12 protein-coding genes are annotated in these 15,693 nt (G+C 71.9%); 1 reads left to right on the top strand and 11 read right to left on the bottom strand.

Annotation, left to right across the window (positions count from 1 at the left end):
- Positions 1 to 101 precede the first annotated feature (101 nt).
- Together OG852_RS32660 and lepA are read right to left on the bottom strand one after the other, a co-directional pair.
- Positions 102 to 1,979 (bottom strand): AMP-dependent synthetase/ligase, encoded by a 1,878-nt coding sequence (locus OG852_RS32660; protein ID WP_133911713.1) that lies wholly within the window; start codon positions 1,977 to 1,979, stop codon positions 102 to 104.
- A gap of 199 nt (positions 1,980 to 2,178) precedes the next feature.
- Positions 2,179 to 4,047, bottom strand: coding sequence for a translation elongation factor 4 (lepA, locus tag OG852_RS32655; protein WP_133911712.1), 1,869 nt, complete (start codon positions 4,045 to 4,047; stop codon positions 2,179 to 2,181).
- Positions 4,048 to 4,235: 188 nt separating this feature from the next.
- Between lepA and rpsT the strand changes: the two genes are divergently transcribed.
- Positions 4,236 to 4,502, top strand: a complete 267-nt coding sequence (gene rpsT, locus OG852_RS32650) for a 30S ribosomal protein S20 (RefSeq protein WP_133911710.1) — start codon at positions 4,236 to 4,238, stop codon at positions 4,500 to 4,502.
- Between the two features lie 215 nt (positions 4,503 to 4,717).
- Here rpsT and OG852_RS32645 read toward each other — a convergent pair whose 3' ends face one another.
- The 9 genes from OG852_RS32645 to leuS form a co-directional block, all read right to left on the bottom strand.
- Complete coding sequence (locus OG852_RS32645) at positions 4,718 to 5,116, bottom strand: nuclear transport factor 2 family protein (RefSeq protein WP_133911852.1); 399 nt, start codon at positions 5,114 to 5,116, stop codon at positions 4,718 to 4,720.
- 67 nt (positions 5,117 to 5,183) lie between these two features.
- On the bottom strand, positions 5,184 to 6,170 hold the full coding sequence (gene holA, locus OG852_RS32640; RefSeq protein WP_208117114.1) for a DNA polymerase III subunit delta: 987 nt from the start codon (positions 6,168 to 6,170) through the stop codon (positions 5,184 to 5,186).
- Positions 6,171 to 6,270: 100 nt separating this feature from the next.
- On the bottom strand, positions 6,271 to 6,516 hold the full coding sequence (locus OG852_RS32635; RefSeq protein ID WP_330349831.1) for a hypothetical protein: 246 nt from the start codon (positions 6,514 to 6,516) through the stop codon (positions 6,271 to 6,273).
- 20 nt (positions 6,517 to 6,536) lie between these two features.
- Positions 6,537 to 7,397 carry an arylamine N-acetyltransferase family protein gene (locus OG852_RS32630; protein WP_133911708.1) on the bottom strand — a complete coding sequence of 287 codons (861 nt, stop codon included), beginning with the start codon at positions 7,395 to 7,397 and terminating at the stop codon, positions 6,537 to 6,539.
- Between the two features lie 4 nt (positions 7,398 to 7,401).
- Positions 7,402 to 9,951 (bottom strand): ComEC/Rec2 family competence protein, encoded by a 2,550-nt coding sequence (locus tag OG852_RS32625; protein ID WP_443064586.1) that lies wholly within the window; start codon positions 9,949 to 9,951, stop codon positions 7,402 to 7,404.
- The gene (locus tag OG852_RS32620; RefSeq protein ID WP_330349830.1) at positions 9,948 to 10,877 is read right to left on the bottom strand and encodes a ComEA family DNA-binding protein; all 930 of its coding nucleotides are present in this window, start codon (positions 10,875 to 10,877) and stop codon (positions 9,948 to 9,950) included. Before OG852_RS32620 ends, OG852_RS32625 begins: the two co-directional genes overlap by 4 nt.
- A gap of 118 nt (positions 10,878 to 10,995) precedes the next feature.
- Positions 10,996 to 11,841 (bottom strand): DegV family protein, encoded by an 846-nt coding sequence (locus tag OG852_RS32615; protein ID WP_133911705.1) that lies wholly within the window; start codon positions 11,839 to 11,841, stop codon positions 10,996 to 10,998.
- Between the two features lie 83 nt (positions 11,842 to 11,924).
- Entirely contained in the window at positions 11,925 to 12,638 is a 714-nt protein-coding gene (locus tag OG852_RS32610) for a hypothetical protein (RefSeq protein ID WP_330349829.1), read from the bottom strand.
- Positions 12,639 to 12,777: 139 nt separating this feature from the next.
- Entirely contained in the window at positions 12,778 to 15,666 is a 2,889-nt protein-coding gene (gene leuS, locus OG852_RS32605) for a leucine--tRNA ligase (protein WP_133911703.1), read from the bottom strand.
- Positions 15,667 to 15,693 lie beyond the last annotated feature (27 nt).

The following is a 15,693-nucleotide window of genomic DNA, read 5'->3' as shown; positions in this document are numbered from 1 at the left end:
TGGCCTGAAAGGGACGCGGGGCCGCGCCGATGTGCGGCTCCGCCGCGGGGGCGCGAGCCACCACCACGCATCCGCGGCCTCCCCCGCGCCCCCAGCTGCCGCTACGCCTCCCGGGTCCCCGCGTACATCTCCTCGATGAGGTGCTTGTACTCCCGCTCCACCACCGGCCGCTTCAACTTCAGACTCGGCGTGATCTCCCCGTGCTCCACGTCGAGATCGCGCGGCAGCAGCCGGAACTTCTTGATCGTCTGCCACTTCTGCAGCCCGCCGTTGAGCTCCGTGACATACCCCTCGACGAGCGCGACCGTCTCGGGAGCGGCGACGACCTCGGCGTAGGACCTGCCCCCCAGCCCGTTCTCCTTGGCCCAGTCCAGGATGGACACCTCGTCCAGCGCGATGAGCGCGGTGCAGAAGTTCCGGTCGGCGCCGTGCACGAGGATGTTGGAGACGTACGGGCACACGGACTTGAACTGGCCCTCGACCTCGGTGGGCGCGATGTACTTGCCGCCGGACGTCTTGAAGAGGTCCTTCTTGCGGTCGGTGATCCGCAGGTAGCCGTCGGGCGACAGCTCGCCGATGTCACCGGTGTGGAACCAGCCGTCGGCCTCCAGCACCTCGGCGGTCTTCTCGGGCAGCCCGTGGTAGCCCTCCATGATGCCGGGGCCGCGCAGCAGGATCTCGCCGTCCTCGGCGATCCGCACCTCCGTGCCGGGCAGCGGCTTGCCGACCGTGCCGGTGCGGTAGGCCTCGCCGGGGTTGACGAAGGAGGCCGCGGAGGACTCGGTGAGGCCGTAGCCCTCCAGGATGTGGATGCCGGCGCCGGAGAAGAAGAAGCCGATCTCCGGGGCGAGGGCGACGGAGCCGGAGACACAGGCGCGCAGCCGGCCGCCGAAGGCCTCGCGGATCTTGGCGTACACCAGCGCGTCGGCGGCCTTGTGCTTGGCCGAGAGTCCGAAGGGGGCGCTCGCGGTGCCGGTGCGGCGGAAGTTGTCCTGGGTGACCTTGGCGTACTCGCGGGCGACCTCGGCCGCCCAGCGGAAGATCTTGTACTTGGCGGGGCCGCCGGCGCGGGCCTTGTTGGCGATGCCGTTGTAGACCTTCTCGAAGATGCGCGGCACGGCCGCCATGTACGTCGGCCGGACCACCGGAAGGTTCTCGATGATCTTGTCGACGCGGCCGTCGACGGCGGTGACGTGGCCGACCTCGATCTGGCCGGAGGTGAGCACCTTGCCGAAGACGTGCGCGAGCGGCAGCCACAGGTACTGCACGTCCTCGCCGCTGATCAGCCCGGTCGCGGCGATCGCCTTCGCCATGTACGACCAGTTGTCGTGCGGCAGGCGCACGCCCTTGGGGCGGCCGGTGGTGCCGGAGGTGTAGATGAGGGTGGCGAGCTGGTCCTTGGTGATCTCGGCGACCCGCTCCTTGATCAGCCCGGGCTCCTGCTCCAGCCGGGCCGCGCCGCGCTTCTCCAGCTCGTCGAGCGTGAGGATCCAGTCCTCGCCGGTGTCGACGCCGGCCGGGTCGAGAACGACCACATGGGTGAGCTCGGGCAGCTCGGCGCGCTTCTCGACGGCCTTGGCGACCTGCGCCGCGTCCTCGGCGATCAGCACCCGGCTCTCGGAGTCGGAGAGGATGTACGCCGATTCCTCGGCGTTGGTCTGCGGGTAGATCGTGGTCGTCGCGGCGCCGGCGCACATGATGCCGAGGTCGGTCAGGATCCACTCGATACGGGTGGACGAGGCGAGCGCGACGCGCTGCTCGGGCCGCACCCCCAGCTCGATGAGCCCGGCCGCGATCGCGTACACCCGCTCGGCGGCCTGCGCCCAGCTCAGCGACTTCCAGTCGTCCGGGCCCTCGCCGGAGGCGGCGGGCACCGGGTGGCGGTACGCCTCGGCGTCGGGCGTGGCCGCCACGCGCTCCAGGAAGAGGCCCGCGACAGACGGCGGACGGTTCTCGATCAGGGTCTGTGTGTCGCTCACGACATCCTCCGGGGCCCGCTACGGCGCGGCTGGCTCTTGCGGCTGTTGTTTAACTCGCGAGTAACTATCGAGCAGGGATCAGGTTAAAGGGCGACCGCCCGGCACGTAAGGGGCCACGTCCTGTCACTTTCTACAGACAACGAACACCGGGCCCGCCGCGCAACAGCGCGACGGGCCCGGAAAGACGGCGCCGAACGGGCTACTTCTTGCCCTTGCCCGACCCACCGGCGTCGTCGCTGCTCAGGACGGCGATGAAGGCTTCCTGCGGAACCTCCACGGAACCCACCATCTTCATACGCTTCTTGCCTTCCTTCTGCTTCTCCAGCAGCTTCCGCTTACGGGAGATGTCACCGCCGTAGCACTTGGCGAGGACGTCCTTGCGGATGGCGCGGATGGTCTCGCGGGCGATGACCCGGGAGCCGATGGCGGCCTGGATCGGCACCTCGAACGCCTGCCGCGGGATCAGCTCGCGCAGCTTGGCGACGAGCCGCACGCCGTACGCGTACGCGGCGTCCTTGTGGGTGATCGCCGAGAAGGCGTCCACCTTGTCGCCGTGCAGCAGGATGTCGACCTTGACCAGGCTGGAGGTCTGCTCGCCGGTGGGCTCGTAGTCCAGCGAGGCGTAGCCCCGTGTCTTGGACTTCAGCTGGTCGAAGAAGTCGAAGACGATCTCGGCGAGCGGCAGGGTGTAGCGGATCTCGACCCGGTCCTCGGAGAGGTAGTCCATGCCGAGCAGGGTGCCGCGCCGGGTCTGGCACAGCTCCATGATCGAGCCGATGAACTCGGTCGGCGCCAGGATGGTGGCGCGCACGACCGGCTCGTACACCTCGCTGATCTTCCCCTCGGGGAACTCGCTCGGGTTGGTGACGACGTGCTCGCTGCCGTCCTCCATGACCACGCGGTAGACCACGTTCGGCGCGGTGGCGATCAGGTCGAGGCCGAACTCGCGCTCGAGACGCTCGCGGATCACGTCCAGGTGCAGCAGGCCGAGGAAGCCGACACGGAAGCCGAAGCCGAGGGCGGCGGAGGTCTCCGGCTCGTAGACCAGGGCGGCGTCGTTGAGCTGGAGCTTGTCCAGGGCCTCGCGCAGCTCCGGGTAGTCGGAGCCGTCCAGCGGATACAGACCGGAGAAGACCATCGGCTTCGGGTCCTTGTACCCGCCGAGGGCCTCGGTCGCGCCCTTGACCTGGCTGGTGACCGTGTCGCCGACCTTGGACTGGCGGACGTCCTTCACACCGGTGATCAGATAGCCCACCTCACCGACGCCGAGACCGTCGGCCGACAGCATCTCGGGCGAGTTGGTGCCGATCTCCAGCAGCTCGTGGGTCGCGCCGGTCGACATCATCCGGATCCGCTCACGCTTGTTGAGCTGGCCGTCGATGACTCGGACGTACGTGACCACGCCCCGGTAGGAGTCGTAGACCGAGTCGAAGATCATCGCGCGGGCCGGGGCGTCCTTGACGCCGACCGGCGCCGGGATGTCCCGTACGGCCCGATCGAGCAGCGCGTCGACGCCGACACCGGTCTTCGCGGAGACCCGCAGCACGTCGTCCGGGTCGCAGCCGACCAGGTTGGCGAGCTCCTCCGCGAACTTCTCCGGCTGGGCGGCGGGAAGGTCGATCTTGTTGAGCACCGGGATGATCGTGAGGTCGTTCTCCATCGCCAGGTAGAGGTTGGCGAGGGTCTGGGCCTCGATGCCCTGGGCGGCGTCGACGAGGAGGATGGTCCCCTCACAGGCCGCGAGCGACCGCGAGACCTCGTACGTGAAGTCGACGTGCCCCGGGGTGTCGATCATGTTGAGGATGTGCGTGTTGGTCTTGTCGTGGGTGGGAGCCCACGGCAGCCGCACCGCCTGGGACTTGATCGTGATGCCGCGCTCGCGCTCGATGTCCATCCGGTCGAGGTACTGAGCACGCATCTGCCGCTGCTCGACCACACCGGTCAGCTGGAGCATCCGGTCGGCGAGCGTGGACTTGCCGTGGTCGATGTGCGCGATGATGCAGAAATTGCGGATCAGAGCCGGGTCGGTACGGCTCGGCTCGGGCACATTGTTAGGGGTCGCGGGCACGCAGGGTCCTGTCTCTTGAGGCGCCTTATGCCTCGGGTCGGATCGATACGTAGGCTCCATGGTCCCACGGGCGGCGACCGGGGGCCGGTTTGGGCCATTCTCGCGGCCGCTGGTAACGTGGGCAGCTGTGTCTCATGCCCTCTCAGCGCGAGGCACCTAGGAAACCAGAACAAGAAGAGGCTTACTTCGTGGCGAACATCAAGTCCCAGATCAAGCGGATCAAGACCAACGAGAAGGCTCGGCTGCGCAACAAGGCCGTCAAGTCCTCCCTGAAGACCGCGATCCGCAAGGCCCGTGAGGCCGCTGCCGCGGGTGACCTCGAGAAGGCCACCGAGCTCCAGCGCGCTGCCGCGCGTCAGCTCGACAAGGCTGTCTCGAAGGGTGTCATCCACAAGAACCAGGCCGCCAACAAGAAGTCGGCGCTGGCTTCCAAGGTCGCGTCCCTCCAGGGCTGAACCTTTCTGGTCCGATCGCCGGAAGGATCCCGAGCGGGCCCTCTCTCATCCGCTCCCGACCGGCACCCGAGCCCGTACGCGGCCTGCGTTCGCCACGCGGGTATGGGCTCACCGGCTTCAACCGAAGGCCCCGGCCTCCCGTCCTGCCCAGGGCGGGGGCCGGGGCCTTCGGCGTACCCGGTCACATGCGGCACCGGGTCACCTCCGGCACCGGGTCACATCCAGAACTCGTCGGCCTTCTCCATGTCCGCGACGCACTCGTCGAGGTCGCTGATCCTGTCTCCCACGATCCGGAAGACGATCCCGCCCATCTCGTCGATGTGCTTGCCGCCCCGGTCGGCGGTGAAGTGGTGCACCGACATGACATGCCCGCGGCCGTCCACGAACAGATTGCGCAGCTCGACGCGGAACGATCCGCCGGTCTCCGAGTAGAGCCGGCCGTAGTAGTCGTCCAGGACCGAGTCGATCCCCTTGTAGTCCCCCGAGAGCGGGTGGGAGCCGGGGACGTGGTGCGTACAGTCCCCGGTCATCATCCCGCGCAGGGCGTCCATGTCTCCGCGCTGGAATGCCTCGTAGCCCTCGCGGACGATTTTCGCGTGCGGGTGTTCAGCCACGGCGATCGCCACCTCTCCTTGTCCAGGCGATAGGGGCCGATACGCACGATTGTCCCCTGGTGAGTCCCTACCGTCCTCTGGAGCGGGCCGCCCGCGCGATGGCCACCACGGCCTTCTCCAGGGCGTACCCGGGGTCGTCCCCGCCGCCCTTGACCCCGGCGTCCGCCTCGGCCACGGCCCGCAGCGCGACCGCCACCCCGTCCGGCGTCCAGCCCCGCATCTGCTGGCGCACCCGGTCGATCTTCCACGGGGGCATGCCCAGTTCCCGCGCGAGGTCGGCGGGCCGGCCGCCGCGCGCGGAGGACAGCTTGCCGATGGCCCGCACGCCCTGCGCGAGCGCGCTGGTGATCATCACGGGTGCGACTCCGGTGGCCAGCGACCAGCGCAGCGCCTCCAGGGCCTCCGCGGCCCGCCCCTCCACCGCCCGGTCGGCCACGGTGAAGCTCGACGCCTCGGCCCGGCCGGTGTAGTACCGCCCCACGACGGCCTCGTCGATGGTTCCCTCGACATCGGCGACGAGCTGGGTCACCGCCGAGGCCAGCTCCCGCAGATCGCTGCCGATGGCGTCGACCAGCGCCTGGCACGCCTCGGGCGTCGCGGACCGCCCGGTGGCCCGGAACTCCTGCCGTACGAACGCCAGCCGGTCGGCCGGCTTCGTCATCTTCGGACAGGCGATCTCCCGCGCCCCCGCCTTGCGCGCGGCGTCGAGCAGCGCCTTGCCCTTCACCCCGCCGGCGTGCAGCAGCACCAGCGTGATCTCCTCGGCGGGCGCCGAGAGGTAGGCCTTCACGTCCTTGACCGTGTCGGCCGACAGGTCCTGCGCGTTGCGTACGACCACGACCTTGCGCTCCGCGAAGAGCGAGGGGCTGGTCAGCTCGGCGAGCGTGCCGGGCTGCAGCTGGTCGGGGGTCAGGTCCCGTACGTCCGTGTCGGCGTCGGCGGCCCTGGCGGCGGCCACCACCTCCTGCACCGCCCGGTCGAGCAGCAGCTCCTCCTGCCCCACGGCGAGCGTCACCGGGGTGAGGGGATCGTCATGTGCGGTGTTCTTGGCCATCGGGTACAGCATCGCACGGGGCACCGACAGGGGGTCGTCGTGCGGCTGCGGGGTGCGGGGTGCGGGGGGGCGTGCGCGGTTCGCCGCGCCCGCGGGGAGCCTACGGCTCCTCCCGCCACCCCTCCCACTCCGCCGCGAACTCCCCCAGCTCCTCCGCTCCGAGTCGCCCCTCCTCGTCCCGCAGCACCACCAACCACTGCACGTCCTCGGCGTCGTCCTCGCCCGCCAGCGCGTCCCGGACGATCAACGGCTCCTCGCGCACGCCGAAGCGCTCCGCGAGGGCCTCCGCCGCCTCCTCCGCCGCGTCGCGGTCGGGCAGCACCAGCACATGTCTCACATCGCTCACGACGCCATTCTCCGGCACCGTCATGCCGTCGCCGCCCGCACCTCCGGCACCTGGTCCAGCACGATTCCGAACCGCTCCCGGTACACCCCGAGCACCTCCTCGTCCGTCACCAACTCCCGCTCCACGCTGTCCCCTTCGGGTGCCGTCACCTTCAACCGCCGTCCGCTGAGCGTGATCCTGCCCCCGTCCCCGGTCACCCGCGAGCAGACCAGCGACCGGGTGAAGTGCGACTCCGGCGAGGTGCTGTGCCACCACGCCCCGGCCACGAAGTCCCCGAGCGCCCTCGGCCTGACCTCCAGCCGGTACTGCGGCGAGCCGTTCCGCACGACGTCCAGATCTCCCGCGTCCGTGCCCTCGGCCTCGTCGATCCGGAAGACCCCGCCGGGGTCCCGCTGCTCACCCCGGTCCGCCCAGCGGAGCGGGAGGTGACTGTGCGCCCCGAACCCCACGTCCGCCAGCCAGGTCCCGCCGTCCGCCGTCCCCACCCGGAGCGCCATGTGGTCGTAGGGGATCCCCAGCCGCCCCGGTGCCCCGAACACCCGGGCCGCCAGGAAGGTCACCTCGAACCCCAGCGCCGCCAGCAGCGACCCGAACGCCCCGTTCAGCTCGTAACAGAATCCTCCCCTCCCCTCCTCGACGACCTTCTCCACCAACCGCCTCTCCTCCAGCACGATCCGCTCACCGAGCTGGACCGACAGATTCTCGAAGGGCACGGCCAGCAGGTGGTTCAGGTGCAGTTCGGCCAGGGCGTCGGCGGTGGGCCGGGGCGGGCGGCCGGTCCCGAGGCGGCGCAGATAGGCGTCGACCAGGCGGGCGTCCAGGTGAGCGGGATCGACATGAGCGGCATCGACATGAGCGGCATCCAGGTGAGCGGCGTCCATGCCCTCAGTCTCGCGCGACGCGCAGCGACCCGCCCGTACCCGTGACCGCCAGCGCCCCGTCCCGGTCCGTCCGCAGCACCGTCGCACCGCCCGTCCTCAGCGCCGCGACCGTACTGGGCGCAGGGTGTCCGTAGGGGTTCTGCGCCCCCGCGGAGATCAACGCCAGCCGGGGCGCCACCGCCCGTATCAGGTCCGGGTCCTGGTAGGCCGAGCCGTGATGGGCCACCTTGAGGACATCCACCCGGCGCACCAGGCCGGCCGCCGGTGACCGCGACAGCGCCCGCTGGGCCGGGGGTTCGAGGTCCCCGAGCAGCAGCATCCGCAGACCGCCCGACCGGACGAGCAGCGTCACACTCGCGTCGTTCGGGCCGTCCGGCGGCGGCGCCGGATCCGGGGGCGGCCACAGCACCTCCCAGTCGAGCGCCCCGGCCCGGCGCCGCTCCCCCGCCACGGCCCGCAGCACCGGAAGCTGCCGCGCCCGCGCCTGACTCCGTACGAACTCCACCTGCTCCGGGGGCTCTTCGAAGCCCGTCGTCTCGATCGCGCCCACCTCCCGCCCTCTCAGCACCCCCGGCAGTCCGGCCACGTGATCGGCGTGGAAGTGGGTGAGCACCACGAGCGGCACCCTGGTGACGCCGAGCGTGCGCAGACACCGGTCGACCGGCTCCGGGTCCGGCCCGGCGTCCACCACCACCGCGGTGCCCTCGCCCGCCGCGAGGACCGTCGCGTCGCCCTGGCCCACGTCGCACATCGCCAGCCGCCAGCCCGGGGGCGGCCAGCCCGTGAGCACCCGGGTGAGCGGCGGCGGCCGCACCACCGCCAGCAGGAACACCACCCCGCAGAGCGCGCACAGCCACGGCCGGCTCAGCAGCCGCCTGCCGAGCAGCACCACCGCCGCCGTGACGAGGGCGAGCAGCAGCGCCCCGCCCCAGCTGCCGGGCCAGTCCACTCCCCCGCCGGGCAGCGCCGCCCCGGTCCGCGCGATCCAGGCGATCCAGTCGGCCGGCCACCTCGCGCACCAGGCCAGCGCCTTGGCCGCCGGCATCGCCACGGGTGCCGCGGCCAGCGCCGCGAAGCCCAGCACGGTCGCCGGCGCCACCGCGAACTCCACGAGGAGGTTGCACGGCACCGCCACCAGGCTCACCCGTGCCGACAGCACCGCCACGACCGGTGCGCACACCGCCTGCGCCGCCCCCGCGGCCGCCAGCGCCTCCGCCCACCGCGGCGGCACCCCGCGCCCGCGCAGCGCGGCACTCCAGCGCGGCGCCAGCAGCAACAGGGCGCCGGTGGCGAGCACCGACAGCAGGAAGCCGGGACTCCGGGCCAGCCACGGGTCGTGGAGCACCAGCAGCAGCACCGCCGTCGCCAGTGCCGGGACGAGGGATCTGCGGCGGCCGGTGGCGAGGGCCAGCAGCACGACCGCCCCGCAGGCCGCGGCCCGCAGCACGCTCGGGTCGGGCCGGCACACCACGACGAAGGCGAGCGTGAGCGCTCCGCCGAGCAGCGCGGTCGCCCGCAGCGGGATGCCGAGGCGGGGCGCCAGGCCCCGGCGTTCGACCTGCTGGGCCAGTCCGGGCGGGCCGAGGAGCAGGGCGAGGACGATCGTGAGGTTGCTGCCGGAGACGGCGAGCGTGTGGGCGAGGTCCGTCTCCTTGAAGGCCTCGTCGAGTTCGGGGGTGATCCGCGCGGTGTCCCCGACGACCAGCCCCGGCAGCAGCGCCCGGGCGTCCGCCGGCAGCCCGTCGGTGGCCTCCCGCAGGCCCGACCTGAGCCGGCCGGCCGTCCGCTGGACCGCCGTGGGCTCCCGCACGACCTCCGGCACGGCACGGCCCCGTACCCGCAGCACCGCCGCGATCCGGTCCCCTCCGGTGAGCGGTGGGGCCAGCCGCCCGGTCACCCGCACCCGGGTGGAGGGCAGCAGCCCCAGCCAGGGGGACGCCCCGGCCGCCTCCCGCCTGCCCGCCCGGACGTCCACCAGCAGCAGCACCGGCGTCCGGGTCGCGACCGCGTTTCCGTGCGGGCCCTCGATCCGGCGCACGTCCGCGTCGATCAGAACGGAGTCCGGGACCATGTGGTCCCCGCTGATCCGGGGCCGGGTGAGCCGTGGATCGGAGGTCAGCTCGGCCTCGGCGGTCACCGTCGTGTACGTCCTCGCCAGCCCCGGCACCGGACCCCGCCGCAGATCGGCCCCGTGCAGCCCGGCCGAGGCTGCCGCCGCGGCTGCACAGAGCAGCGAGGCGGCGACGGCGACCCGCGTCCGGCCGCCGCCGGGGCCGCGCACCGCCAGCAGCACGACCGCCAGGAGCAGGGAGCCGCACACCAGGCCGACCACGACCGGGGGCGCCGCGCCCAGGGTGACGGCCGCCGTGGCCCAGGCCGCCAGTGCGGGCGGCACCAGCCGCAGATCCACCGGCCCTTCCCGCCGCGGATGCGCGTCTCCCAGCCGGTTGCCGGAGAGGGCGTGCACGGTGCTACGGGACGGTGGGGGAAGGTCGACCCGGGTGGGCTCGTCCTCGGGGCGAGGGGGCGAGGTGTTCTCTCCGGTCGTCCTCATGGCCGTACGAGGGTGCGCAGGTCGGCGTAGCGGCGCTCGCCGATGCCGTTGACCTCGCGCAGCTCGTCCACCGAGCGGAAGCCGCCGTGCTGAGCGCGGTAGTCCACGATGTGCTGCGCCAGGACGGGGCCGACGCCCGGGAGGGTGTCGAGCTGGTCCACGGTGGCCGTGTTGAGGGAGACCGGAGCCGACGGTCCGGCCGCCGTCCCGGCGCCGGCCGGTCCCGGGACGGCCGGGGGCGCCGGGCCCCCGACGACGACCTGTTCGCCGTCCACCAGGAACCGTGCGCGGTTGAGTCCGTCGGTGTCCGTCCCCGGCCGGACCCCGCCGGCCGCGCTCAGCGCGTCGACCACGCGTGAACCTGCCGGGAGCCGGTGGATGCCCGGCCTGCGGACCTTGCCGCTGACGTCGACCACGATCTCGGCGCCGGGCGTACCGGCCGAGGCGGAGGGTGCGGGCGCCGTCGCCCTCTCCTGGAGGGGGGCCGCCGCCCGCACCACCTCCGGGGTGCGCACGGGTTCGGTCCGCCCGGTCCAGAAGTGCTGTGCGGCGAAGCCGACGGCGACGACGAGTACCACCGTCAGGGCGAGCGCGCTCCCGCGTTCCATGCCGCAGCGCGTCTGCATCCACACCGGCATCCGCTCCCACAGCGCCGCCCGGAACCGCTCGCGCGGGCGGCCGGTCCGGTCCGTGGGGGGCGCGGTCGGTTGCGGCTCCGGCTCAGGGGGCGGGCCCTCCCGCGTCTCACCGACGCCGTCGTCCCGGCGGAGTGCCCCGTGGCCGGTGCGCGGCGCGAACAGCGCCTCCGCCCGTCGGCGCAGTTCCTCCGCCGGGGCCTGCCGCGTCCGGCCGTCCGAGCCGGGAGCCCGGCCGGGGCCGCTGGTCGCGTGCTGGGTGCGAGAGCGTGAGCGTGATCGAAGTGCCATGACCCGAGGATCGGACACTTCGCCAGATCGCGATGATCTTGCTCAATTTCCGTGGATCACTCCACAGTTGTGGACAACTCCGCCACTCGCACGAGTGATGCGCGAGCGATGGGGCTCCTCACCTCGGCGACACCACGACGCCCAGCAGTCCGGGGCCGGTATGCGCCCCGATCACCGCGCCGACCTCGCTCACATGGAGGTCCGCCATCGCGGGCACCCGCCCCCGCAGCCGGTCCGCGAGCGCGGACGCCCTTTCGGGAGCGGCGAGATGGTGCACGGCGATGTCGACCGGCACGTCGCCCGCGCGGTCGGCCACGAGTTCCTCCAGGCGGGCGATGGCCCTGGACGCCGTGCGCACCTTCTCCAGGAGGTCGATGCGTCCCGCGTCGAGCTGGAGCAGCGGTTTCACCGCGAGCGCGGAGCCCAACAGGGCCTGGGCGGCGCCGATCCGGCCGCCGCGGCGCAGATAGTCGAGGGTGTCGACGTAGAAATAGGCGGAGGTGCCGTCGGCTCGTTTCTCCGCGGCGGCGACCGCCTCGTCCACCGTGCCGCCGGACTCGGCGGCCTCGGCGGCGGCGAGCGCGCAGAAGCCGAGCGCCATCGCCACCATGCCGGTGTCCACCACCCGCACCGGCACCGGTGCCTCGCGCGCCGCGACGACCGCCGCGTCGTAGGTGCCGGACAACTCGGCGGACAGGTGCAGGGAGACGATGCCGGTGGCGCCGGCCTCGGCGGCTCTGCGGTAGGTCTCGGCGAAGAGTTGGGGGCTGGGGCGCGAGGTGGTGACGGGGCGTCGCTTCTGCAGTGCCTGGGCCAGGGAGCGGGTCGAGATCTCGGTGCCCTCTTCCAGGGCCTCGCCGCCGAGGACGACGGTCAGGGGCACCGCGGTGATGCCGTGACGCTCCATCGTCCGCTGCGGCAGGTAGGCCGTTGAATCCGTGACGATCGCGACATGGCGGGACATGAGCTGGAGGTTACCTGGCGTAGCGCGTGGACGGCAGCCCGGCCCCTCTCGCCTGGACAGGCCTTGACCGAATCCGGTACGGATCACATACCGGACGCTTCGGGGCGAGGCTTCTTCTGCCAGGGGTAGGTGGGGCGCGGTCCGGTCGGGTCGATCGCGGGGCGGGTGGGCTCCTGTGCGGCACGCGGAGCGGTGGTCCTCGGCTCCTCCGCCGGTCGGGCCCCGGTCGCCGTCGGTTCCTGCCCGGCGTCCGGGGTGGTCCAGTGCCGCAGGGCGCCGGCCTCGACGTCGATCTGGGCGCTGAGGGAGTCCAGATCGTCCTCGGCGAAGCGGCGGGCACGGTCGCGGGCCGCCCAGCGCAGGGAGTCCGCCGAGGACGTGACGCGGTCGGTGCGCTCGCGCAGCGACGGCAGGCGCTCGGCGAGCCTGGCCCGGTCGGGCTCGGACTCCAGCCGCTTGAGCTCGCCGTCCAGTTCACGGCCGTGGGCGCTGAGGCGCTGGAACAGGCCGAGGGACTCCCTGAGGGACTCGTCCCCCGACACGCCCGCCTGCAGCGCGTCCTGGGTGGCCCGCATCGAGGTGCGCAGCTTCAGCCGGAGCTGGGCGATCTCGCCGGCCGGTCCGGGCTGGGCGAAGGACTTGGCCCGCAGGGTGTGGTCCTCGACGGTGCGGCGGGCCTGGTCGATGGTGCGGTCCACCCCGCGCTTGGCGGCGCCGACCGCCTTCACCGTCGCATAGACGCCGAGCACCGCGAGCAGCACGAAGAGCAGGGCGACGACTGCGATCACTGCTTCCACGAGCTCCTCCTCGAGCGGCTCGCTTCCCTCATCGGTTCGCGTGCCTCTGTTTGTTCCCCCATCAAACGGTAAACGAGACGGGCAGGCCCGGAGTTCCAGAAGAACCCCGAACCTGCCCGCACAGGACCCCTAGGGGACGTCACGCCGGGACGATGTTCACCAGCTTCGGCGCCCGCACGATCACCTTGCGGATCCCGGCCCCGTCCAGCGCCTTGACGACGTTCTCGTCGGCCAGGGCCACCTTCTCCAGCTCCTCGTCGGAGATGGCCGGGGACACCTCCAGGCGCGCCTTGACCTTGCCCTTGATCTGGACGACGCAGGTGACGCTCTCGTCCACGACGTAGGCCGGGTCGGCGACCGGCAGGTCCTGGTGGACGACCGAGTCGGTGTGGCCCAGCTTGCGCCACAGTTCCTCGGCGATGTGCGGGGCCAGCGGGGCGATCAGCAGCACCAGGCCCTCGGCGACGGTGCGCGGCAGCGCGCCGCCCGCCTTGGTCAGGTGGTTGTTCAGCTCGGTGATCTTGGCGATGGCGGTGTTGAAGCGCAGGCCCTCCAGGTCCTGGCGCACCCCGTCGATCGCCTTGTGCAGCGCGCGCAGCGTGGGCTCGTCGGCGTCGGTGTCGACGACGGTGACCTCACCGGTGGTCTCGTCGACGATGTTGCGCCACAGGCGCTGCAGCAGCCGGTACTGGCCGACGACCGCGCGGGTGTCCCACGGGCGCGAGACGTCCAGCGGGCCCATCGCCATCTCGTACAGCCGCAGGGTGTCGGCGCCGTACTCGGCGCAGATCGCCTCCGGGGTGACGGAGTTCTTCAGGGACTTGCCCATCTTGCCCAGCTCGCGCTTGACCGGCCGGCCCTCGTGGAAGAAGGCGCCGTCGCGCTCCTCGATCTCGGCGGCCGGCACGGGGAAGCCACGGCTGTCGCGGTAGACGTAGGCCTGGATCATGCCCTGGTTGAACAGCTTGTGGAACGGCTCGGCGGACGAGACGTGTCCCAGGTCGTACAGGACCTTGGACCAGAAGCGGGCGTACAGCAGGTGCAGTACGGCGTGCTCGGCGCCGCCGACGTACAGGTCGACACCGCCGTGCGGCTGCCCCTCGCGCGGGCCCATCCAGTAGCGCTCGATCTCGGGGTCGACCAGCCGCTCGCTGTTGTGCGGGTCCAGGTAGCGCAGTTCGTACCAGCAGGAACCGGCCCAGTTGGGCATGGTGTTGGTCTCGCGGCGGTACGCGCGCGGTCCACGGCCGTCGCCCAGGTCCAGGGTGACGCTGACCCAGTCCTCGTTGCGGGACAGCGGGGTCTCGGGGGAGGTGTCGGCGTCGTCCGGGTCGAAGGTGCGCGGCGAGTAGTCCTCCACCTCCGGCAGCTCCAGCGGCAGCATCGACTCGGGCAGGGCGTGGGCGACGCCGTCCTCGTCGTAGACGATCGGGAAGGGCTCGCCCCAGTAGCGCTGGCGGCTGAACAGCCAGTCGCGCAGCCGGAAGTTGACGGTGCCCTCGCCGATGCCCTTGCGGGCCAGCCACTCGGTGATGCGGGCCTTGGCCTCGGCGACGGGCAGGCCGTCCAGGGAGATGTCGTCGTTCGACGAGTTGATGATCTTCGCGTCGTAGGACCCGAAGGCGTTCTCCCAGGTGGCGGTGTCGGTGCCACGGCCGTCGGTCGGCTCGACGATGCAGACGATCGGCAGCTCGAAGGCGCGCGCGAACTCGAAGTCGCGCTGGTCACCGGCCGGGACGGCCATGATGGCGCCGGTGCCGTAGCCCATCAGGACGTAGTCGGCGATGAAGACGGGGATCCGCTCGCCGTTGACCGGGTTCGTGGCGTACGCGCCGGTGAAGACGCCGGTCTTGTCCTTGGCCTCGGCCTGCCGCTCGACGTCGGACTTGGAGCCGGCCTGGGCGCGGTAGGCGGCGACGGCCTCGGCGGGGCTCGCGTGCCCGCCGGTCCACACGTCGTGGGTGCCCTCGGGCCAGGCGGCCGGCACGAACTTGTCGACCAGCGGGTGCTCGGGCGCCAGGACCATGTAGCTCGCGCCGAACAGGGTGTCGGGGCGGGTGGTGAAGACGGTGATGTGCTCGCCGTCGATCGGGAAGTCGACGCGGGCGCCCTCGGAGCGGCCGATCCAGTTGCGCTGCTGCAGCTTGATGGCCTCGGGCCAGTCCAGCGCGTCCAGGTCGTCCAGCAGACGGTCGGCGTAGGCGGTGATGCGCATGTTCCACTGGCGCAGCTTGGCCTTGAAGACGGGGAAGTTGCCGCGCTCGGAGCGGCCGTCGGCGGTGACCTCCTCGTTGGCCAGGACGGTGCCCAGGCCGGGGCACCAGTTGACGGGTGCGTCGGAGGCGTAGGCCAGCCGGAAGCCGCCCAGGACGTCGGCGCGCTCGGTGGCGGTCAGTTCGTTCCACGCGCGCGTGTCGTCGGGGACGCCGCGCTCACCGGACTCGAACTGGGCGATCAGCTCGGCGATGGGACGGGCCTTGCCGGCCTCGTCGTCGTACCAGGAGTTGAAGATCTGCAGGAAGATCCACTGGGTCCACTTGTAGTAGTCCGGGTCGATCGTGGCGAACGACCGGCGCTTGTCGTGGCCCAGGCCCAGCTGGCGGAGCTGGGACTTCATGTTGGTGATGGCGGCCTCGGTGGTGACCCGGGGGTGCTCGCCGGTCTGGACGGCGTGCTGCTCGGCGGGCAGGCCGAAGGCGTCGAAGCCCAGGGTGTGCAGGACGTTGTGGCCGGTCATGCGCTGGAAGCGCGCGAAGACGTCGGTCGCGATGTAGCCCAGGGGGTGGCCGACGTGCAGACCCGCACCGGAGGGGTACGGGAACATGTCCATGATGAACTTCTTGGGGCGGGCGACGACCGCGGGGTCCCCGGCCAGGTCGCCCGTGGGGTTGGGGGCGGCGTAGGTGCCCTCGGCGTCCCAGAAGTCCTGCCAGCGTGCCTCGATCTCGGCGGCCATCGCCGCCGTGTAGCGGTGTGGCGCGGCATCCGCCGCCATGCCGGTGGCGGCAGCGGGGTTCGTCTCGCTCATGATCCTCAAAGCTCCATCGATCGTCTC

The organism is Streptomyces sp. NBC_00582, assembly GCF_036345155.1.
Lineage (GTDB): Bacteria > Actinomycetota > Actinomycetes > Streptomycetales > Streptomycetaceae > Streptomyces.
This window is presented reverse-complemented; position numbering and strand designations above follow the sequence as displayed.